Source organism: Pantoea sp. F_5 (assembly GCF_008631595.1).
In the GTDB taxonomy this organism is placed as follows: Bacteria; Pseudomonadota; Gammaproteobacteria; order Enterobacterales; family Enterobacteriaceae; genus Pantoea; species Pantoea gossypiicola.
The window spans coordinates 36,045-56,537 of sequence record NZ_VWUO01000012.1; the positions used below are offsets into that span (position 1 = coordinate 36,045).

The window sequence follows — 20,493 nt, forward strand, 5'->3', positions numbered from 1 at the left end:
GAACTCTGCCGCGTTTCGGCAGTCACATAAAAGATTTGGTCAAGCGCTTCACACCGGAGAAACCCCTTTTTTCATGAATTATATTAAAACCCTGACCCAGCAGAAGTTATCGCTATTGCTGGCGCTCTACCTCGGTATTTTGCTGAACTTACCGATTTTCTACCGTCGTTTTGACGGTTTTCTCAGGCAATCCACGGTAACGAACTGGCTCACTGCCGTTACCGAGGTAGTTGCCATTGTGCTGCTGACGTTCTTCCTGATGCGTCTGCTGTCGCTGGGCGGAAAGTGGTTTTATCGCGTGCTGGCCACGCTGATTGTTCTGATATCTGTTGCCGCCGCCTATTACATGGCGTTTTTTAACGTCGTGATTGGCTACGGTATTGTGGCGTCGGTGATGACGACCGATACCGATCTTTCTAAAGAAGTGGTTGGCTACCATTTCATCCTGTGGATGGTGCTGGTCAGCGCGCTGCCGCTGCTGATGATCTGGCGCAACAGGCTGAGCATGACGCTGAACGAGCAGCTGCGTACGCCAGGACAGCGCCTGAAACCGACCCTGATTATGCTGCTCTGTGTAGCGCTGGTGTGGCTGCCGATCCGTTATTTCGACAAGCTGCAGAAGCATAATGAAGAGATTACTAACATCGATCTGCCGAGCTACGGCGGCGTAGTCGCCCACTCGTATCTGCCTTCTAACTGGCTGGCGGCTGTAGGTCTGTTTGCCTGGACCCGCGTAGATGAGTCGCTGCAAAACGAGGAACTGCTGGATCCGGCGAAGAAGTTTACCTATGTTGCGCCTGCCGGTCTGGACGACACCTATGTGGTGTTTGTGATTGGTGAGACCACGCGCTGGGATCACATGGGTATGCTGGGCTATGAGCGTGACACGACGCCTAAGCTGTCGAAAGAGAAGAATCTGGTCGCATTCCGGGGTGAATCCTGCGACACCGCGACCAAGCTGTCGCTGCGCTGCATGTTCGTGCGCGAAGGCGGCACCATGGATAACCCTGGCCGCACGCTGAAAGAGCAGAATGTGTTTGCGGTGATGAAAGAGCTGGGCTTCACCTCTGAGCTGTTTGCGATGCAGAGCGAAGTCTGGTTCTACGACAACATCAATGCCAACAACTTTGCCTTCCGTGAGCAGATTGGTTCAGAAAAGCGTAATCAGGGTAAATCGGTAGACGACATGCTGCTGGTGCCGGAGATGAAAGCGTCACTGGATCGTTTCCCGAAAGGTAAGCATCTGGTGGTGTTGCACACCAAGGGTTCACACTATCTTTATTCACAGCGTTATCCGCGCAGCTTCGCGAAGTATCAGCCAGAGTGTATGGGCGTCGACGAGACCTGCAGCAAAGCGCAGCTGATCAACGCTTATGATAACTCAGTGCTCTATGTCGATAGCATGCTGGACAGCGTGCTGGATCAGCTGCGTGATAAGAAGGCGATCGTTTTCTATGCTGCCGACCACGGCGAGTCGATCAGCGAGAATATGCATCTGCACGGCACGCCGCGTGAGATGGCCCCGCCGGAGCAGTTCCGCGTCCCGATGATGGTCTGGGCGTCAGATAAGTATCTGGAAGACAGTCAGAACCGCAGTAACTTCGAACGCCTGCAGGCGCAGCAGCGTGTGGGCCGGACCCATCGTCACGTTGAGTTGTTCGATACCATTCTGGGCTGTCTGGGTTATACCTCGCCAGATGGCGGCATTAACCCGGCTAACAACTGGTGTCAGGCTCCGGCTAAAAGTCAGGCTAAAGCGCTGTAGCGGTGGTCTGAAAGGGACATGCAGATGGTTGATTTCGGGTAACCGCATGCTTTCCAGGCGATTGGCGGCAAAAGCATAAAAAGCGGTTGACGCTGTTCGGGGGTAGCAGTAACATGCGCCCCCATCGGCGAGTAGCGCAGCTTGGTAGCGCAACTGGTTTGGGACCAGTGGGTCGGAGGTTCGAATCCTCTCTCGCCGACCATATTTAAGAAACCTGTCTGAAAAGACAGGTTTTTTTTTCGTCTGAAGAAAAGAGGATGAGAACCTCCGAAGGAGGTTTGAGCCGAGCGTAGCGAGACAACGTTGCTTTAGCAACGGCCCGAAGGGCGCTGCTCGCAGAGCAGAGTAATCCTCTCTCGCCGACCATATTTAAGAAACCTGTCTGAAAAGACAGGTTTTTTTTCGTCTGAAGAAAAGGGAAAAACTCACCGCTGAGCAGGCTTCAGGGAGCATACGCCTTCCGCAAAGACGCAAAAGACGCCATCCCTGGCATGCTCAGCGCGACCCATCCCTGGCCCGCGATGCTTTGCTGCAGGCGTATACTCCCTTCGCTTCACGTCTGGCAGACGCATCGGGTACGTACAGAAGCACTACAGACGGCTGGCAGATCTAAACCCTGGGAATCTGACCGCAGCGCATAAATTCAAGGCGTAGGGAACACGGGCAGAGGAGGAAAGCGTCCCACGCCATGGACGGCGTGGGCCGAGCGTTCAGGGATGGTTTAAGCGCCTTTCCGATCTGCCCGTGTTCCCGAAGCAGATCTCGATCTTAACGCCATACGTGCCACCGATAGTCCTTAACGCCACTCCCGCTTACCACATTTTGTTTTGTTGCTCGCCTCGCTACCTTCCAGAAGGTTCCAGTAAAACCCCACTGCCGCGCGTTCCGCTTACCAGCCCCTGTTATTGTCACTTTCCCGCTGGCAGGCCTTGCCATACAGGAGTTGCGATCATAATTCGCGACACATTCTTCTTATGACCGAAAGCGGCAACATGCTGATTTCTTATGCTTCTTTCCCAGCATATTCCGCTGGTTGAACGTCATAACGCACGGTGAATCGTTCAGTTATTCAACATTTGCCGGTAAAAGTTTTAAGTTTTTTAGCGGTGAGAATCACTAGCGATAGAGCAGCAATCCAGCACAATGCACGGAATTCAGGCCAGCTACGCTGTGCATTGTATGGCTTTTAGACAGAAACGGTTTTTATTACCGTTGCATGCTATTCCTCACACTCTGTGTAAATAAGTAACCGTTGTATTGACGTTCTTTGCAACTGTTGACAAATTGATGCGTCAATAAACGCGCAGTTACGGAATTTTCTGAATGCACAATCTGCGTCAGAAAAAACATAAAAAACGCAGCGCGCGTTAACCACCTGTTCGGTGGTACGCCTGAACCGCATAAAAAAATCAGAGGTCGGGCAATACACACAACATCACATCACAATGGAGCAAAAGCATGATCAACTCCCTGGCTAAATCCGGGATGCTGAAGGTCGGTCTGAGCCTGATTGCTATGACTGTCGCCGCCGGTGTTCAGGCAAAAACCCTCGTTTACTGTTCTGAAGGTTCTCCGGAAGGCTTTAACCCGCAGTTGTTCACCTCGGGCACCACCTACGATGCCAGCTCACGTCAGATCTACAACCGACTGGTTGAGTTCACTATCGGCACCACCGAACTGCACCCTGCCCTGGCAGAGAAGTGGGATGTCAGTGAAGACGGTAAAACCTACACCTTCCACCTGCGTAAAGGTGTGAAGTGGCAGACCACCAAAGATTTCAAACCGACGCGCGACTTCAATGCGGATGATGTGGTGTTCACCTTTGAGCGCCAGCTGGATAAAAACAACGCCTATCACGGCGTCTCTGGCGGCAGCTACGAATACTTCGAAGGCATGGACATGCCGAAGCTGATCAGCAAAATCGAAAAAGTGGACGAGAATACCGTGCGCTTTGTGCTGACGCGTCCTGAATCGCCGTTCCTTGCTGACCTCGGCATGGACTTCGCCTCGATTCTGTCGAAAGAGTACGCAGACAACATGCTGAAAGCGGGCACCCCGCAAAACGTTGACCTGAACCCGGTCGGTACCGGTCCGTTCCAGCTGCTGCAGTACCAGAAAGATTCGCGCATCCTTTACAAAGCTAACCCGGATTACTGGGGCACCAAGCCGAAAATCGACCGCTTAGTCTTCTCCATTACCCCGGATGCGTCGGTGCGTTACGCCAAGCTGCAGAAGGGCGAATGTCAGGTCATGCCGTATCCAAACCCGGCTGACATTGCGCGTATGAAGCAGGACAAAAACATCAACCTGTATGAGCAGGCTGGCCTGAACGTCGGCTATCTGTCGTACAACGTTGAGAAAAAACCGCTGGATAACCTGAAAGTGCGTCAGGCACTGACCATGGCGGTCAACAAAAAAGCGATTATCGACGCCGTTTATCAGGGTGCAGGTCAGCCTGCTAAAAACCTGATCCCACCAACGATGTGGGGCTATAACGACGACGTAAAAGACTACGCCTACGATCCCGAGAAAGCCAAAGCACTGCTGAAAGAAGCGGGTATGGCAGACGGTTTCTCTATCGACCTGTGGGCGATGCCGGTTCAGCGTCCGTACAACCCGAACGCACGTCGCATGGCGGAAATGATCCAGAGCGACTGGGCGAAGATTGGCGTGAAAGCCAAAATCGTGACCTACGAGTGGGGCGAATACCTGAAACGCGCCAAAGCGGGTGAGCACCAGACCGTCATGATGGGCTGGACCGGTGACAACGGAGATCCGGATAACTTCCTGGCGACCCTGTTCAGCTGTTCAGCGGCCAAAGATGGCTCTAACTACTCGCGCTGGTGTGATAAATCCTTCGAGGATCAGATTCAGCCAGCTCGCGCCACCGCCGATCAGGCGAAGCGTATTGAGTACTACAAGCAGGCTCAGGTTGTGATGCATGACCAGGCACCGGCGCTGATGATCGCGCACTCAACGGTATATGAACCGGTCAGCAAAAAAGTCTCCGGTTACAAAGTCGATCCGCTGGGCGGACACTACTTTGCTCAGGTAGACATTAAAGAATAATTGTCGCCTTTTCCGGGGCGGCTGCGCGTCGCCCCGGCTTTATCTCCCTGTTTTACTGGAAACGGTAGAGGCGCAGCCTGGCTGCGTCGCGGTCGGGCCTACCCGATCGTCAGATGTAAGCAATAACAACCCGCGCGGCGACGGTCGCACGGACAAGAGAGAACCCGGATTATGCTGCAGTTCATACTCCGACGTCTGGGCCTTGTCATCCCAACGTTTATCGGTATTACATTACTCACCTTCGCGTTTGTTCACATGATCCCCGGCGATCCGGTGCTGATCATGGCCGGCGAGCGCGGTATTTCTCCTGAACGTCATGCACAGTTAATGGCGCTGTTAGGTCTGGATCAGCCGCTGTGGAAACAGTACCTGAACTACATTAACGGCGTATTACATGGCGACCTGGGCATTTCACTGAAGAGCCGCATCCCGGTCTGGGATGAGTTTGTTCCGCGCTTCAAAGCGACGCTGGAACTTGGCATCTGCGCCATGATATTTGCCGTGGCTATTGGCATCCCGGTTGGGGTGCTGGCGGCGGTAAAGCGTGGTTCGATTTTCGATCACACCGCCGTGGGTATCTCACTGACCGGCTACTCCATGCCGATCTTCTGGTGGGGCATCATGCTGATCATGCTGGTCTCGGTGCAGCTCAACCTGACACCGGTTTCCGGGCGGGTCGGCGACACCGTCTTCTTGGATGACAGCATGCCGCTGACCGGCTTTATGCTGATCGACACCTTCTTCTGGGGTGAGCCGGGCGACTTCCACGATGCGGTGATGCACATGATCCTGCCCGCCATCGTGCTCGGCACCATTCCGCTGGCGGTGATTGTACGTATGACGCGTTCGGCAATGCTCGAAGTACTGGGTGAAGATTACATCCGCACGGCGCGCGCCAAAGGCCTGACGCGGATGCGGGTGATCGTCGTGCACGCGCTGCGCAACGCCATGCTGCCGGTGGTGACGGTCATCGGCCTGCAGGTCGGCACGTTGCTGGCCGGGGCGATTCTGACTGAAACCATCTTCTCGTGGCCGGGGCTGGGGCGCTGGCTGATTGAAGCGTTGCAGCGCCGTGACTATCCGGTGGTACAGGGTGGTGTGCTGCTGACGGCAGTACTGATTATTGTGGTCAACCTGCTGGTTGATCTGCTGTATGGCGTGGTTAACCCGCGCATACGTCACAAGAAATAAGGGGGCATCATGTCTGTTGTTGATCCCGGCAGCGTTACCGTTGCACCCAAGCCGATGACCCCGTTCCAGGAATTCTGGCACTACTTCAAACGTAACAAAGGCGCGGTCATCGGCCTGGTCTACATCATCATTGTGCTGCTGTGCGCTATTTTCGCCGATGTGCTGGCCCCGCATGCGCCTGCTGAGCAGTTCCGCGACGCGCTGCTGCATCCGCCGGTCTGGCAGGAAGGCGGTAACTGGAGCTACATTCTGGGCACCGACGACGTGGGCCGCGATGTGCTGTCGCGTCTGATGTACGGGGCGCGCCTGTCGCTGCTGGTAGGCTGTCTGGTGGTGGTACTGTCGCTGATTTTCGGCGTGATATTTGGCCTGCTGGCCGGTTATCTTGGCGGCGTGGTCGATGCCATCATCATGCGTGTGGTCGACATCATGCTGGCATTGCCCAGTCTGCTGCTGGCGCTGGTGCTGGTCGCCATCTTCGGTCCCTCAATCGTTAACGCCTCCATTGCGCTGACCTTTGTGGCACTGCCGCACTATATCCGTCTGACCCGCGCCGCGGTGCTGGTGGAAGTGAACCGCGACTATGTGACCGCCTCCGGCGTGGCCGGTGCCGGTATGCTGCGCCAGATGTTTGTGAATATTCTGCCTAACTGCCTGGCACCGCTGATCGTGCAGGCGTCATTAGGTTTCTCCAACGCCATTCTTGATATGGCGGCGTTGGGCTTTCTCGGTATGGGTGCGCAACCGCCAACGCCGGAGTGGGGCACCATGCTCTCCGACGTGCTGCAGTATGCGCAAAGTGCCTGGTGGGTCGTGACCTTCCCTGGATTGGTCATTCTGCTTACCGTGCTGGCATTTAACCTGATGGGCGATGGTTTGCGTGATGCCCTCGACCCGAAACTCAAGCAGTAAAGAGGCACCGAGATGGCGTTATTAAATGTAGACAAACTATCGGTGCATTTCGGCGACGATAAAGCACCGTTCCGTGCGGTTGACCGCATCAGTTATCAGGTTGAGCAGGGCCAGGTCGTCGGTATCGTGGGCGAGTCCGGCTCCGGTAAATCGGTAAGTTCACTGGCGATCATGGGACTGATCGACTTCCCTGGCAAAGTGATGGCGGAGAAGCTGGAGTTCAACCAGCGCGATCTGAAACGGATCTCTGAAAAAGAGCGCCGCCAGCTGGTGGGCGCAGAAGTGGCAATGATTTTTCAGGACCCGATGACCAGTCTGAATCCCTGCTACACCGTGGGTTTCCAGATTATGGAAGCGATCAAGGTGCATCAGGGCGGCAATAAACGCACCCGGCGTCAGCGGGCAATCGACCTGCTGAACCAGGTGGGGATTCCCGATCCCGCGTCGCGGCTTGATGTCTATCCTCACCAGCTGTCGGGCGGCATGAGCCAGCGCGTGATGATTGCGATGGCGATCGCCTGCCGGCCTAAGCTGCTGATCGCCGATGAGCCGACCACGGCGCTCGACGTGACCATTCAGGCGCAGATCATTGAACTGCTGCTGGATCTGCAGCGGCAGGAGAACATGGCGCTGATCCTGATTACGCACGATCTGGCGTTAGTGGCAGAAGCGGCGCACCACATTATCGTGATGTATGCCGGTCAGGTGGTGGAGAGCGGTAAAGCGACCGATATCTTCAAAGCGCCGCGCCATCCTTATACGCAGGCGCTGCTGCGTGCGCTGCCGGAGTTTGCGGCCGATAAAGCGCGTCTGGCGTCACTGCCAGGCGTGGTGCCGGGCAAGTATGACCGCCCGGCTGGCTGTCTGCTTAACCCACGCTGCCCTTATGCGACTGACCTTTGTCGCCAGGAAGAACCGGAACTGCGCACCATTCCAGGACGTCAGTCCAAGTGTCACTATCCGCTGGATGATGCCGGGAGACCCACTTATGAGTCATGAAATCACGAAAGATCAGTTCCTGCTGCAGGCGATTGATCTGAAAAAACACTACCCGGTGAAGAAGGGTCTGTTTGGTCAGGAGCGTCTGGTTAAGGCGCTGGATGGCGTCTCTTTTAATCTGGAGCGCGGCAAAACGCTGGCGGTCGTCGGCGAGTCAGGCTGTGGTAAATCCACGCTGGGCCGCCTGCTGACGATGATTGAAACCCCGACCGAAGGGCAGCTTTACTGGCACGGTCAGGATCTGCTGAAACACGATCCCCAGGCGCAGAAGCTGCGGCGTCAGAAAATCCAGATCGTGTTCCAGAACCCGTATGGCTCACTCAATCCGCGTAAGAAAGTCAGCCAGATTCTGGAAGAGCCGCTGGTGATCAATACCCAGCTGACCAAAGCGGAACGTCGCGAGAAGACGCTGGAGATGATGGCGAAAGTGGGCCTGAAAACCGAACATTACGATCGCTATCCGCACATGTTCTCAGGCGGTCAGCGTCAGCGTATCGCTATCGCACGTGGACTCATGCTCGATCCGGACGTGCTGATTGCCGATGAGCCGGTTTCGGCGCTCGACGTTTCGGTACGTGCTCAGGTGCTGAACCTGATGATGGATTTGCAGCAGGACATGGGACTCTCCTACGTCTTTATCTCCCACGATTTGTCGGTGGTAGAACACATTGCCGATGAGGTGATGGTGATGTATCTCGGCCGTTGTGTCGAGAAGGGCAGTAAAGAGGCGATTTTTGCTAACCCGCGCCATCCTTACACCCAGGCTTTGCTGTCAGCGACGCCGCGTCTGAATCCGGACGACCGTCGTGAGCGCATTAAACTGACCGGCGAGCTGCCCAGCCCGCTCAATCCGCCGCCAGGCTGCGCCTTCAATGCGCGCTGCCACCGACGTTTTGGCACCTGCGTACAGCTGCAACCGAAGCTGAAAAACTATGGTGGTCAGGAGATTGCCTGCTTCGCGGTTGATCAGGATGAGAATCAGCCGGTGGGTGTGGCAGAAAAGGTCAGCTGAGGATTGTCGGTTCAGGCCGTTAATTCAGTGGCGGCTCAGGGAGCATACGCCCTCCGCAAAGACGCCATTCATGGCCTGCGATGCTTTGCTACAGGCGTATGCTCCCCTCTCCTGAAGAGGGTTAGCCGTCTGTGGTTCTGATTTGGTAATGCAATACACCCTGAGCCGGTACAATTTCTTAAGACGAAGGCTCCTTACTGGAGCCTTTTTTTATCTCAATTGCGCTGTAAACCGCACCGTCGGGAGACCCGCCATCACATTTCGGTTATTTTCCCTCTTTTTCCGTTATCAGATTTAACCTGTTTTTCTTCTGGCGAAATGAGCAGCCAAAAAAGATAAATACTCCAAATCCCTTATGACAGCGATCAGACTTTTTTGCGCCTGCGGCAGCCCGATCGTGGCATAACATTGCGCTTATCGTGTCCCGCCTGGCTGTGCCAGTGGTTGTCATAGCGGCTAAGTCTTAAAAATTATTGAAACATCGCAGATTAATTTAACTTAAACATCACTTATTAATTATAGGGGCTAATCATCTTATATTGGCTTTATTCCGCTGTAAGTGAATCTTTATGATTAAACTATTTTATTGAATCTGCTTTATTTGTAATCAGGTTTTTCTGACTGACATTAAAGGGATGTGTTATATTCCAGGAAAATTCCTCCCTTGTTGCAGGCCACGGCCAATGAAGAATAATTACGATGATTTGCAGCGTTTTAAAGAGAAAACGCAAACGCTCGACATCGACTTTAAAGATATGTCTGGCCAGGCGCAGGAAGCGGCGGAACACAGTAAATGGGCTTTAATTCGCCAGCTGGCAAAAGAGGACCATCAGACCTCATTGGGGGGCGGTCAGCGTATCGACCTGCCGCAGCCGCAGCCACTGCGCGGGGATGAATTTACCGCGCCACCGCCTGAGGCACCGGCAAGGCCTGCCACACTCAGCGCGCAACCGACGACATCAGCCCGCAGCGCAATTCTCGATAGTCTGTCAGGCAGCAACCTGCCCACAGCTCGCACGGCTGAACGTGACCCTTCATCACTGTTTCCGCCGCCACCGCAAAAACGGGCTTTAGCTGAGCCTGTTGCTGTATCACATGCTCAGCCCGTCCGGCCCGCCATGGTGGCGGATTTAAAGCCCGCTATGACGCCTGCCACCCCCCATTCTGAACCGGAACGGTTTGGTGCGTTGTTCCGCTCACGCGACAGCGAACCGTCGAATCTGCCGAAAGAAACCTTACTCAAACCGTTACTGGAGAAGATTGCGCTATGCCGTTAGTTTGTGTGTGCTCGCCGAAGGGAGGCGTGGGGAAAACCACGCTGGCGGCGAATCTGGCCTGGAGTCTGGCGCGTTCCGGTAGCAAAGTTCTGGCCATTGATTTTGATGTGCAGAATGCACTGCGTCTTCATTTTGGCGTGCCGCTGCATGATGGCCGCGGATTTGTGGCGCGCTCAGAAGAGCAGGCGGACTGGAGCCAGTCGATTCTTACCACCGGCGGAAATATCTTTGTCCTGCCCTATGGCGATGTCACCGAGCCACAGCGCGAACGGTTCGAAGAGAACCTGATGAAAGATCCCCACTTTATTAAGCGTGGTCTGGATACGGTACTTAATTATCCCGGTCTGGTGATTGTCGCTGATTTTCCGCCTGGTCCGGGCCCGGCCCTTAAAGCAATGACGGCGCTGGCCGATATGCATTTAGTGGTGATGTTAGCGGATACCGCCTCTGTGTCGTTATTACCGCAGATTGAAGAGAACCGGATGACCGGGAAACCGCTCAATAATAAGCATGGGCACTATTTTATCCTGAACCAGTGCGATAACCGCCGGAATATTAATCGTGATGTCACTGCATTTATGCAGCAGCGTCTGGGCGATAATTTACTGGGCGTGGTTCACCGTGATGAAAGTGTGGGTGAAGCCAATGCTTCCCAGCAGTCCGTATATGATTTCAGCCCTGCCTCAGCAGCGGCATTTGATATTGAACTGATCGCCAAACGGGTCAGCAGCATTCTGAATATCACCGTGGGAAATGGTGAAGTTCAGGCTCCCATCCGCACAAATCATTTTTAGTCGGCTACTGCAGGCGACTGACTTAAACAGCTCTTCTCAGGGTGAATCATGAGTAAAATCGGGTTTTACCTGCTGCTGCTGGTGCTTGCACCCGTTGCCGCGGTGATCATCATTACGCCGATGGACAGCCAGAAACAGTATATTTTTGGTCTGATCAGCATCGGCATGATGTTTTTATTGGGTTTCAGCAAGAGCCGCAAAATAACCGTGGTGATGGTGATTCTCTCTGCCCTGATGTCCAGCCGTTATATCTGGTGGCGCACCACTGAGACGCTGCACTTTAATTCCGAAGTCGAGGCGATATTAGGGATTGGCTTATATCTGGCGGAGCTTTACGTCTGGCTGATCTTAATTCTCGGCTTCCTGCAAACCACCTGGCCATTAAAGCGCACCATTGAGCCATTGCCGGACGATACCCGTCTGTGGCCGACGGTCGATATTTATGTGCCGTCTTACAATGAAAGCCTGGATGTGGTGCGCGATACCGTGCTGGCGGCGCAGTGTATCGACTACCCGCGTGACAAACTCAAAATCTATCTGCTGGATGATGGCAAGCGCAGCGAATTTGCCCGCTTTGCGGCGGATGTCGGGGTAGGGTATATCACCCGCGACGACAACAAACATGCCAAAGCCGGTAACCTCAACCATGCAATGAAAATCACCAAAGGTGAACTGATTTGCATCTTCGACTGCGACCACGTGGCGACCCGCACCTTCCTGCAGGCGACGGTGGGACCGTTTCTGAAAGATCCGAAGCTGGCGCTGTTGCAGACGCCGCACTACTTCTATTCGCCCGATCCCTTTGAGCGTAATCTGCGCGCTGCGCGCAGCATTCCCAACGAAGGCGCGCTGTTTTATGGCCCGGTGCAGCAGGGTAACGACAACTGGAATGCCACTTTCTTCTGCGGCTCCTGTGCGGTGATCCGTCGTTCGGCGCTGGAAGAGATTGGCGGCTTTGCCGTTGAAACTGTCACCGAAGATGCACACACCGCCCTGAAAATGCAGCGCCTGGGCTGGGGTTCAGCGTTCCTGTCGATCCCGCTGGCGGCCGGCCTGGCGACCGAACGTCTGGGTCTGCATATCATCCAGCGTACCCGCTGGGCGCGCGGCATGACGCAGATTTTCCGCGTCGATAATCCGCTGTTTGGCCGTGGCCTGAAGTGGCAGCAGCGTCTTTGCTACCTCAACGCCATGCTCCACTTCCAGTTCGGCCTGCCACGCGTCGCCTTTCTGACCGCGCCGCTGGCTTACCTGCTGTTTAACCTGAATATTATTCATTCGTCGGCATCGCTGATTTTTGCCTACGTGCTGCCGCATCTGGTGATGTCGCTTTATGTTAACTCACGCATGAATGGCCGTTTCCGTTACACCTTCTGGGGTGAGATTTATGAGACGGTGATGTGCTTCCATCTGGTCATTCCGACCATCCTGACGCTACTGTCGCCGAAACATGGCAAGTTTAACGTGACCGACAAAGGCGGTGTGCTGGATCAGGGCTTCTTCGATTTCCACATCGTGCGTCCGCACGTGATTGTGGCGCTGTTGCTGGGCATCGGGATTGTTGCTGGCGTAGTGCGTGCAGTGATGCATGACTATTTTGGCGTCGACCCATACGTTATTGCGCTCAACGTCGGCTGGGCGATTTTCAGCCTGATTATTCTGATGGCGGCGATTGCCGTGGCGCGCGAAACCAAACAGGTGCGTAAAACCATCCGTGTTGACGTACAAATCCCGGCGATTATTCACTACGCCAGCGGCATTTCATCACGCACCCTGACCAGCAACCTGTCGATGGGCGGTGCACAGCTCGATGCGCCGGATGGCCGTCATGAAACGGACGAAATTGAAGAGATTGATCTTCTGCTGAAATCCGGCGCGATCACCATCCCGGTGAGTAAGATTTCTGGCGATGACGAGAGCATTCGCCTGCGCTTTGAGGCGATGCCGCTGGCGCGCCGTCGCGAACTGGTGCGTGTGGTGCTGGCACGTGCGGATGCCTGGATCCAGCCAGAGTATAAGCAGGACAACCCGCTGATTTCACTGGGCACCATTATCCGTACCGTATTTGAGCTGTTCTGGCTGACCTGGAGGGGCCGCCACGATAAACGTAAAAAAGTCGACCCGGTTGTCGCGGCGGCGAAAGAGGATGGCGCGGCATGAAAATCCTGACGCATACGTTGCTGGCCAGTTCACTGACCGCCGCGTTATGGCTGACGCCCGCTGGCGCGGAAACGTCGACGGCGATGGATAGCAGCAGTGCCGCGCCGGTAAACAGTGCGGCTCCAACGCCGCCTGAGGCTGCTGCAACCACCCAGCAAGCTGAGGCCACTGCAATCTCGAAATCTGCTGATGCCACCGCGAGTGCGCCGGTAAACAGTGCGGCTCCGACGCCGCCTGAGGCTGCTGCAACCACCCAGCCAGCTGAGGCCACTGCAACCTCGAAATCTGCTGATGCCACCGCGAGTGCGCCGGTAAACAGTGCGGCTCCGGCGTCGTCTGCGGCCGCTGCAACCACACAGTCAGTCGATGTCACTGTCAGTGCGCCAGCGGAAAACCAGGCCCCGGCCAGCGATGCGGCGTATGCGACGCCACCTGCAACGCCTGTTAATAATGCTGCCACACCGGATGCCGGTTCAGCGCAGGTGACGACCCCGATGAGTGTGGGCGGGTCAGCAATGCCGTCAGTGCCATCCGCGGCCCAGCCCGAGGAATCTGCACCGGCCTCTGCGCCACAGCGCGCAGTACCGGATGCCACGCCGTCATCAACCAACGCTTCTTACGCACCAGCGGGTGAGGCAACATCAGCGCCTCAGGCGTCAGCGAGCGGCGAGTCTTCTTCCGTCGCGCCGGCCACAGCGTCGGTGACGAGCAGTGGCGCAGTGACGCAGGATAGCAGCGCGCTTTCCACGGTGCCGCTGCCACAGGGGCTGAGCAATGCCGATCCGGCGCTGGAAGCGGCTGCCAGTGCGCTGCCCTACGCGCCGGGCCAGGCGACTGCACCGGTTGCAGAACCGCAGCCACCCATCGCGGCGGCCATCAATCAGCCGATCAGCAGTGTGGTTTCTGTGGCCCAGATGGGCCAGGCGCGTGGTATCACGCTGACCGGCGGTCAGTTACAGTCGGGCATCACCTTTACTCTCCCCAGCGATGAAGTGATTACCAATGCGCGACTCAGTCTGACGCTGCGCGTCTCCGCCGCGCTGGCGGCACGCAACACCTCGCTGCAGCTGATGCTGAATGGTCAGCCGCTCGGCACGCTGCCGCTGGGTGCCACGGACAGTGACGTCAGTGATTATGAGCTGGATATTCCGGCGGCGATGGTGGTGTCGGACAACAACCTCAGTTTTAAAATCAACGATGCAGACAAGCTGCTGTGTGAGAAAGAGAGCGCGCAGCAGTATCAGGTCACCATTCTGCCGAATACCGCGCTGCACCTTGAAGGACAGAAGCTTAATATCGGCACCCGCCTGCGCAACTTCCCGCGTCCCTTCCTGGATCCGCAGCGGATGACGGCGTCCACCATCACGATGGGTTTTGCCAGTAACGTCTCACCTGATGCGGTCAGCGCGGCGGCGCTGGTGGCTTCCTGGCTCGGCATTCAGAGTGATTATCGCGGCATCCGGTTCCCGGTGGTACGCGGCGAACTGCCGGAAAACAACGGCATCCTGTTTGGTCATCCTGGCGATCGAATCGGCACGCTGACGTTCCCGGCCAGTAATGGCCCGATGCTACAGGTGGTGGATAACCCCAGTAACCCGGTTTACAAATTGCTGCTGGTCAGTGGCAACAATGACGATCAGCTGCGTCAGGCGGCGAACCGTCTGACGACCCAGCCATTCACTACCGATGAGAGCCAGCTGCAGGTTCCTGTACAGACCATTGGCAACCGCAAACCTTACGATGCGCCGCGCTGGATTAACACTGACCGTCCGGTCCGCCTGAGCGAACTGCTGCGTAAAGATCAGAGCCTGACCAGCAGCGGCATCTGGCATGATGCGCTGCGGGTTAACTTCCGCGCCGCGCCTGATCTGTTCCTGTGGGATGGCGACACCGTGCCGGTCAATCTGCACTATCGCTTCCCGTCTGAAAGCTGGATTGATGAGGACAACTCGTTCCTTAACGTCATGCTCAACGGCACGTTTCTGCGCAACCTGACGGTCAACAAAGTTGGGCTGCTGGAGAACGCCTGGCATCGTTTAGGCGGTGATGCGCGTCAGGAGCAGTATCAACTGAATCTTGAACCTTATCTGATCTATGGCGATAACCAGCTGGCGCTCTACTTCAATATCAAACCGCGCGCCGATGCGCCCTGCGGCGTGCTCCTGAACAACAATATCAAGAGCCGGATTGAAGAGGACGCGTGGATCGATCTGAGCCATACCCGCCACTTCAGCATGTTGCCGAACCTCTCATACTTTGTGGGTGCCTCGTTCCCGTTCTCGCGGCTGGCTGACTTCGGCCAGACCACGCTGCTGCTGCCGGAAACGCCCAGCGATGCCGAGCTGTCGACGCTGCTGGATCTGGCGGCGCGGGCCGGAACCGCGACCGGCGTGGCGCTGACGCAGAATCAGGTGCTGTTTGGTCTGCCCACTGGCGGCACCCATCTGGCGCGAATCCAGCAGAGCGATCTACTGGCGGTCAGCACCACCGGCAACAGCGCCTTCAATCAGGCGATGCTGGCGGCGTCACCCTATGATGCCACCAGCAGCACCTTTGGGGTGAAAGAGCCGGACACGCTGGAAAAATTACGCGGCTGGCTGACCGGCGACTGGAGTCGTCAGCAGCTGGATGCCGATCGTTACTTCTCTTCCAACGAAGCATGGCGGGGCTTTCTCAGCTACCGGTCGCCGTGGAATCGCGATCGGCTGGTGGTGATGACGGTGGCAACCAGCGACGATCAGCTGTTACGACTGCACAACGATTTAAGTTCGGCACAGATTAACGCTGCAGTACGGGGTGATACCGCGATTATCACGGATGAAAACGGTATTCGTAGTTTCCGCGTCGGTGCACAGTTCCCCAGCGGCGAGATGCCCTGGTACATGATGGTGGTGTGGTATGCCAGCCAGCACTCAGTGCTGCTGGCGGTGGCGGCGATGCTGCTCTCTGCACTGGTGGGCAGTGCGGCCTGGGTGATGCTGAAGCGTCATGCCTGGCGGCGTCTGAACCCAAAGCAGGGCCATGATTCCGGCAGGAAGTAAGGACAACAATAATGAAAAAAAATCTGTTAAGTGCCGGTATCCGTAAAGCGTTACTGCTGGGCAGCGCGCTGGTCCTGTCACCGCCGCTGCTGGCGGCGGAAAGCGCCAATCCGGCGTTGCAGGCTCTGTTCGATCAGGCCTCCTACTGGCATCAGAAAGCGCATGACGACCTGGCGAAAGCCTCGCTGCAAAAGGTGCTGATGGTTGAACCCGGCAACACTCAGGCGCTTTATCTGCTGGCCCTCTATTCACAGCAGGGCGGCGACACGGCTGCCGCAGCACAGTATCGTGCCCGTCTCAGTCAGGTCTCCCCCAGCGATCCGCACCTGAGCGAGCTGGATAATGCGCGCCAGATGCAGACCATTCCACAGGCGCAGCTTTCGCTGGCGCGTCAGCAGGCGCGCAGCGGCAACATTCCGGCGGCGTTACAGACCTGGCGCAATACCTTCAGCGGTAATGAGCCGCCACCAGGCGTCGCGGCGGAATATTATCTTACGATGGCGGGTGACCGTACGCTGCTGCCGCAGGCGGTTGAGGCGCTGCGGCAGTTTGCGGCTCAGCATCCGCAGGACACCGGCGCGCGGCTGGCGCTGGGTAAAGCGCTGAGCTATCAGGAACCGACCCGTCGCGAAGGCATTGAGGTGCTGAGTTCGCTGGCAAGTGGTAATCAGGATGCCGATCGTTCACTGCGCCAGGCGCTGCTGTGGCTCGGTCCGCAGCCGTCAGATGCGGCACTCTATCAGACCTGGCAGCAGCGTCATCCGCAGGACGCTGCCGTTATCGACTACTACCGTAAAAATGTGGGTGGCGCAGAAAAAGGGGCCGGATTCAGCGCGCTGAACAGCGGTGACGTCGGCGGAGCGCAGTCCAGTTTTGAAAAAGTGCTGGGCGCGAATCCCCAGGATGCCGATGCGTTAGCGGGCATGGGCTATGTGGCCCAGCGAGCCGGACGTTATCAGGAAGCGGCTGATTATCTGCAGCGCTCTGCTCAGCAGGGCGGCGATCAGGGTTCCTCGCGCCAGCAGCAGGCCGATGACGCGCGCTTTTACGCCCAGCTGGCCAGCGCGCAGCAGGCGCTGAAAAACGGCGACAGCGCGCAGGCGCTGACCTTAAGCGAACCGCTGGTCCAGGCTGACGGTGAAAAAGGGCTGGCCGCCAGGCTGTTCCGCGCCGACGTGCTGCGCCGCACCAATCAACCGCAGCAGGCTGAGCAGATCTACCGCACCATTCTGCAAAGTGATGCGGACAACCGCAGCGCCAAAGAAGGGCTGTTCTACGTTCTGCGTCAGCAGAATCGCAGTGCCGAAGCCAGTACGCTGCTCGGGGCACTGCCCGACAGCGTTCGTCAGAGCGTCACGCCACGGGCCAATGAAGCGGATGCGCTGCGTCAGCAGGCAAAGCGTCAGCTGGCGGCCGGTAACAACGCTGCTGCCATCGCGACGCTGCAGCAGGGTATTCAGCGCTATCCCTCCGATGGCTGGCTGCGGCTCGATTTAGCCCGGCTTTATCGTCAGCAGGGCGATACGCTGCTGGCGGCCAACGTGATGCAGCCGGTAATGCGCAACGGGGCCAGCACCAGCGAACTCTATGCCGGTGCGCTGAACGCCAGCGAAAGCGGTGGCTGGCAGCAGGCCAGCGCGTTGCTGGCACGCATTCCTGCCAATGCGCAGACGGCGGCGATGCGTGAACTGGCGCAACGGGTGAATTTCAATCTGCAGATGAGTACCGCCGATCAGTACCTGGCGCAGGGCGCGACGGCCGCCGCCGTCAATACCCTGAAAGCGCTCACGGTCACGCCGCCCGCTAATCCGGTGGATGCCGGCAACCTGGCGCAGAAGCTGGCAAAGGCGGGCGATCTCACCAGCGCGGTGTCGGTGGTGCGCACGAACCTGCAGCGTGGCGTGCAGGGCAATGCGGGCGATTATGCCGCGCAGATGGCGGTGCTGAATCAGGCAGGCCTCGGCAGTAAGGCGCAGCGCTTCCTCAGCAACCCGGAGCTGCAGGCGCGCAGTACCCCGACGCAGCTGGCCGGTATTCGTAACGGCTATCTGATTAACGAAGTGGATCGCCTGCGGCAGCAGCGGCAGTACGCGGTGGCCTATGACAAGCTGATAGGTGCGCTGCAGCAGGATCCGCAGAACCGCGATCTGATGTTCGCGATGGCCCGTCTCTATCAGGACGGTAAGATGAACCGGGATGCGGGTGTCGTGTATGACTACCTGATGACTCAGGATACGCCGACCCAGGATGCGCGTGTCGGGGCCATCAACGTCGCGCTGGCGCAGAACAATGTGCAGCGCGCCAGTGAACTGAGCCGCGGCCTTAACAGCGCCACGCAGACGCCGGATCGCCTGCTGCTGCTGGCGCGGGTCGCGGAAGCCAACGGCGAGCATTCACAGGCGATGGCATATCTGCGTTCGGCACGCGGGCAACTGATTGGCCTGCAGGGCGCGCAGTCTGGTAGTGTGCCGACCGTGGGCGGCCTGGCGCTGGCGGACAATCCGTTTATCAACCGCACCACCTCGCCGGTGGGACGTTCACCGTCCAGCTACGGCACCGTGCTGCCGTGGCAGGCGGCACCAGTAGCGGCTACTGCGGGCGTGACAACGCAGGATGAACCGGCAGCGGGCAGTAAAACCGTTTCTCAGCAGTCACAGATTCTGCATGACGTCGACACCATGATGGATTCGCTGCAGGAGAAAACCGGCACCTGGAGTCAGGGCATGGTGCAGGTACGCGGGCGCGATGGCGAGTCGGGCCTGAGCAAGCTGACGGAAGCCAAAGCACCGCTGACCTTCTCTACCGTGCCGTTTGAACAGGCGCGCCTCGATTTTACCGCCACGCCGGTCTCACTGACGGCGGGCAGTGGCGCAGCCGATGCCTGGCGGCGTTTCGGCACCAATGCGCTGAGCCAGGGGCGCGTGGTGGCCGCAGGCGGCGCGACGGTTAATGACCTGCCCAACGCGACCACCGATTCGCAGACCGCTTCTGGCGTCGAGCTGAATCTGGCGCTTAAGGGCGACAGCTACAAAGTGGATATCGGCAGTACACCGCTGGGCCAGGATCTCAGTACGCTGGTCGGGGGTGTGCAGTGGTCACCGAAACTCACCGATTTCCTGACGCTGATCCTGACCGGTGAGCGTCGCGCGATTACCGACAGCCTGCTCTCTTATGTCGGCGCAGAAGATAAAGCCAGCGGCAAACGCTGGGGACGCGTCACGAAGAACGGCGCGAACGCCCTGTTAAGCTACGATAATGGCGATGCGGGCTTCTACGCTGGCGGCGGCGCTTACAGCTACCTTGGTGAGAATGTTGCCAGCAACAACAATCTGCAGGCGACCGCCGGGGCGTACGTTCGTCCGTTCCACAGTGACGACCGCGAGCTGAAAGTGGGCATGAATCTGGCGTGGATGGACTTCTCAAAAAACCTCAGCTACTTCAGCTATGGGCAGGGCGGCTACTTCAGCCCGCAGAACTACGCGTCGGTCTCGTTCCCGATAGAGTTCACACGCAAATTTGACGATTTAAACGTCAATATCGGCGGTGCAGCCGGTTATCAGACCTACAGTCAGGATAAGAGCGCGTACTTCCCGGCGGATGCCAGCCTGCAGTCAGAGCTGGAAGCCCTTGCTGCCAGCGGCAGCGTGAAAGACGCTTACTACTCTGGCGGCAGTAAAAACGGCATCGGCTATAACCTGCACGCCGGAGCGGACTACAAACTCAATAAAGATGTGACGATTGGCGGCCAGCTGGGTTATGACACCTTTGGTGACTACAACGAAAGCAGCGCCCGGCTCTATGTCCGTTACCTGTTCGGAGAGAAGTAATGAGTGAGCATACGGGGATATCACATCCTTATCAGCCGGGCTGGTTTGACCTGGTCAGCGTGCTGATTGGCGGGATGATCGCCAACGCCGGTCAGCAGGAGGCGGAAGCCTTTCTCTACAGGATGGGTGAATCGCTGGCGACCCGCTATCCTTTGCCAGCGTCTCGCACCGTGCAGGATCTGGAGCGCGAGGCCAACCTGCAACTGGCGCGGTTTAACTGGGGCTTTGTGCAGCTTCAGCCGGAAGAGAAGGCGCTGCTGATTGCGCATCACGCCTTACCGGCAGGCGACAGTCTTCATTCTCCGGCTGACTGGCAGGCGGCGTTTGGTGCGATCATCGCCGGGCTTTTTTCAGGCTGGTTGCAGGGCCAGGGCGGCAGCAGAACGGTGCCGGTGACGCTTGAACTCAACGATGGCAGTACGCTGCACTATCGATATCAATAGGAT

General features: G+C 57.3%; 12 protein-coding genes, 1 tRNA gene and 1 other RNA gene. All 14 read left to right on the plus strand.

Going from position 1 to position 20,493, the window contains the following annotated elements:
* The first annotated feature begins 73 nt into the window (after positions 1 to 73).
* Positions 74 to 1,765 (plus strand): kdo(2)-lipid A phosphoethanolamine 7''-transferase, encoded by a 1,692-nt coding sequence (gene eptB / locus F3I44_RS16275; protein WP_150013345.1) that lies wholly within the window; start codon positions 74 to 76, stop codon positions 1,763 to 1,765.
* Positions 1,766 to 1,890: 125 nt separating this feature from the next.
* Positions 1,891 to 1,967: transfer RNA gene (locus F3I44_RS16280), tRNA-Pro, on the plus strand.
* A gap of 34 nt (positions 1,968 to 2,001) precedes the next feature.
* A non-coding RNA gene (locus F3I44_RS16285) (RtT sRNA) lies at positions 2,002 to 2,131 on the plus strand.
* Between the two features lie 1,092 nt (positions 2,132 to 3,223).
* On the plus strand, positions 3,224 to 4,834 hold the full coding sequence (gene dppA / locus F3I44_RS16290; RefSeq protein WP_150013343.1) for a dipeptide ABC transporter periplasmic-binding protein DppA: 1,611 nt from the start codon (positions 3,224 to 3,226) through the stop codon (positions 4,832 to 4,834).
* 171 nt (positions 4,835 to 5,005) lie between these two features.
* Positions 5,006 to 6,025, plus strand: a complete 1,020-nt coding sequence (dppB, locus tag F3I44_RS16295) for a dipeptide ABC transporter permease DppB (protein ID WP_013359638.1) — start codon at positions 5,006 to 5,008, stop codon at positions 6,023 to 6,025.
* Positions 6,026 to 6,034: 9 nt separating this feature from the next.
* Positions 6,035 to 6,937 (plus strand): dipeptide ABC transporter permease DppC, encoded by a 903-nt coding sequence (gene dppC, locus F3I44_RS16300; RefSeq protein ID WP_150013341.1) that lies wholly within the window; start codon positions 6,035 to 6,037, stop codon positions 6,935 to 6,937.
* A gap of 12 nt (positions 6,938 to 6,949) precedes the next feature.
* Positions 6,950 to 7,936: a dipeptide ABC transporter ATP-binding protein gene (dppD, locus tag F3I44_RS16305; protein ID WP_150013339.1), complete on the plus strand. Its 987-nt coding sequence runs from the start codon at positions 6,950 to 6,952 to the stop codon at positions 7,934 to 7,936.
* The gene (gene dppF, locus F3I44_RS16310; RefSeq protein ID WP_150013337.1) at positions 7,926 to 8,948 is read left to right on the plus strand and encodes a dipeptide ABC transporter ATP-binding subunit DppF; all 1,023 of its coding nucleotides are present in this window, start codon (positions 7,926 to 7,928) and stop codon (positions 8,946 to 8,948) included. Before dppD ends, dppF begins: the two co-directional genes overlap by 11 nt.
* 683 nt (positions 8,949 to 9,631) lie before the next feature.
* Positions 9,632 to 10,225, plus strand: coding sequence for a cellulose biosynthesis protein BcsO (bcsO, locus tag F3I44_RS16315; RefSeq protein ID WP_150013335.1), 594 nt, complete (start codon positions 9,632 to 9,634; stop codon positions 10,223 to 10,225).
* Entirely contained in the window at positions 10,216 to 11,019 is an 804-nt protein-coding gene (bcsQ, locus tag F3I44_RS16320; protein WP_150013333.1) for a cellulose biosynthesis protein BcsQ, read from the plus strand. Before bcsO ends, bcsQ begins: the two co-directional genes overlap by 10 nt.
* Positions 11,020 to 11,067: 48 nt before the next feature.
* Positions 11,068 to 13,179: a UDP-forming cellulose synthase catalytic subunit gene (gene bcsA, locus F3I44_RS16325; protein ID WP_150013331.1), complete on the plus strand. Its 2,112-nt coding sequence runs from the start codon at positions 11,068 to 11,070 to the stop codon at positions 13,177 to 13,179.
* Positions 13,176 to 16,220, plus strand: coding sequence for a cellulose biosynthesis cyclic di-GMP-binding regulatory protein BcsB (gene bcsB / locus F3I44_RS16330; RefSeq protein WP_150019105.1), 3,045 nt, complete (start codon positions 13,176 to 13,178; stop codon positions 16,218 to 16,220). Before bcsA ends, bcsB begins: the two co-directional genes overlap by 4 nt.
* A gap of 11 nt (positions 16,221 to 16,231) precedes the next feature.
* The gene (locus tag F3I44_RS16335; protein ID WP_150013327.1) at positions 16,232 to 20,047 is read left to right on the plus strand and encodes a cellulose biosynthesis protein BcsC; all 3,816 of its coding nucleotides are present in this window, start codon (positions 16,232 to 16,234) and stop codon (positions 20,045 to 20,047) included.
* Entirely contained in the window at positions 20,047 to 20,490 is a 444-nt protein-coding gene (bcsD, locus tag F3I44_RS16340; RefSeq protein WP_150013325.1) for a cellulose biosynthesis protein BcsD, read from the plus strand. The genes F3I44_RS16335 and bcsD overlap by 1 nt, the downstream gene beginning before the upstream one ends.
* Positions 20,491 to 20,493 lie beyond the last annotated feature (3 nt).

What these genes read in the sequence shown, in the direction of transcription:
- eptB (WP_150013345.1), top strand. Translation starts at nt 74, where the DNA reads ATGAATTATATTAAAACCCTGACCCAGCAGAAGTTATCGCTATTGCTG.
- dppA (WP_150013343.1), top strand. Translation starts at nt 3,224, where the DNA reads ATGATCAACTCCCTGGCTAAATCCGGGATGCTGAAGGTCGGTCTGAGC.
- dppB (WP_013359638.1), top strand. Translation starts at nt 5,006, where the DNA reads ATGCTGCAGTTCATACTCCGACGTCTGGGCCTTGTCATCCCAACGTTT.
- dppC (WP_150013341.1), top strand. Translation starts at nt 6,035, where the DNA reads ATGTCTGTTGTTGATCCCGGCAGCGTTACCGTTGCACCCAAGCCGATG.
- dppD (WP_150013339.1), top strand. Translation starts at nt 6,950, where the DNA reads ATGGCGTTATTAAATGTAGACAAACTATCGGTGCATTTCGGCGACGAT.
- dppF (WP_150013337.1), top strand. Translation starts at nt 7,926, where the DNA reads ATGAGTCATGAAATCACGAAAGATCAGTTCCTGCTGCAGGCGATTGAT.
- bcsO (WP_150013335.1), top strand. Translation starts at nt 9,632, where the DNA reads ATGAAGAATAATTACGATGATTTGCAGCGTTTTAAAGAGAAAACGCAA.
- bcsQ (WP_150013333.1), top strand. Translation starts at nt 10,216, where the DNA reads ATGCCGTTAGTTTGTGTGTGCTCGCCGAAGGGAGGCGTGGGGAAAACC.
- bcsA (WP_150013331.1), top strand. Translation starts at nt 11,068, where the DNA reads ATGAGTAAAATCGGGTTTTACCTGCTGCTGCTGGTGCTTGCACCCGTT.
- bcsB (WP_150019105.1), top strand. Translation starts at nt 13,176, where the DNA reads ATGAAAATCCTGACGCATACGTTGCTGGCCAGTTCACTGACCGCCGCG.
- F3I44_RS16335 (WP_150013327.1), top strand. Translation starts at nt 16,232, where the DNA reads ATGAAAAAAAATCTGTTAAGTGCCGGTATCCGTAAAGCGTTACTGCTG.
- bcsD (WP_150013325.1), top strand. Translation starts at nt 20,047, where the DNA reads ATGAGTGAGCATACGGGGATATCACATCCTTATCAGCCGGGCTGGTTT.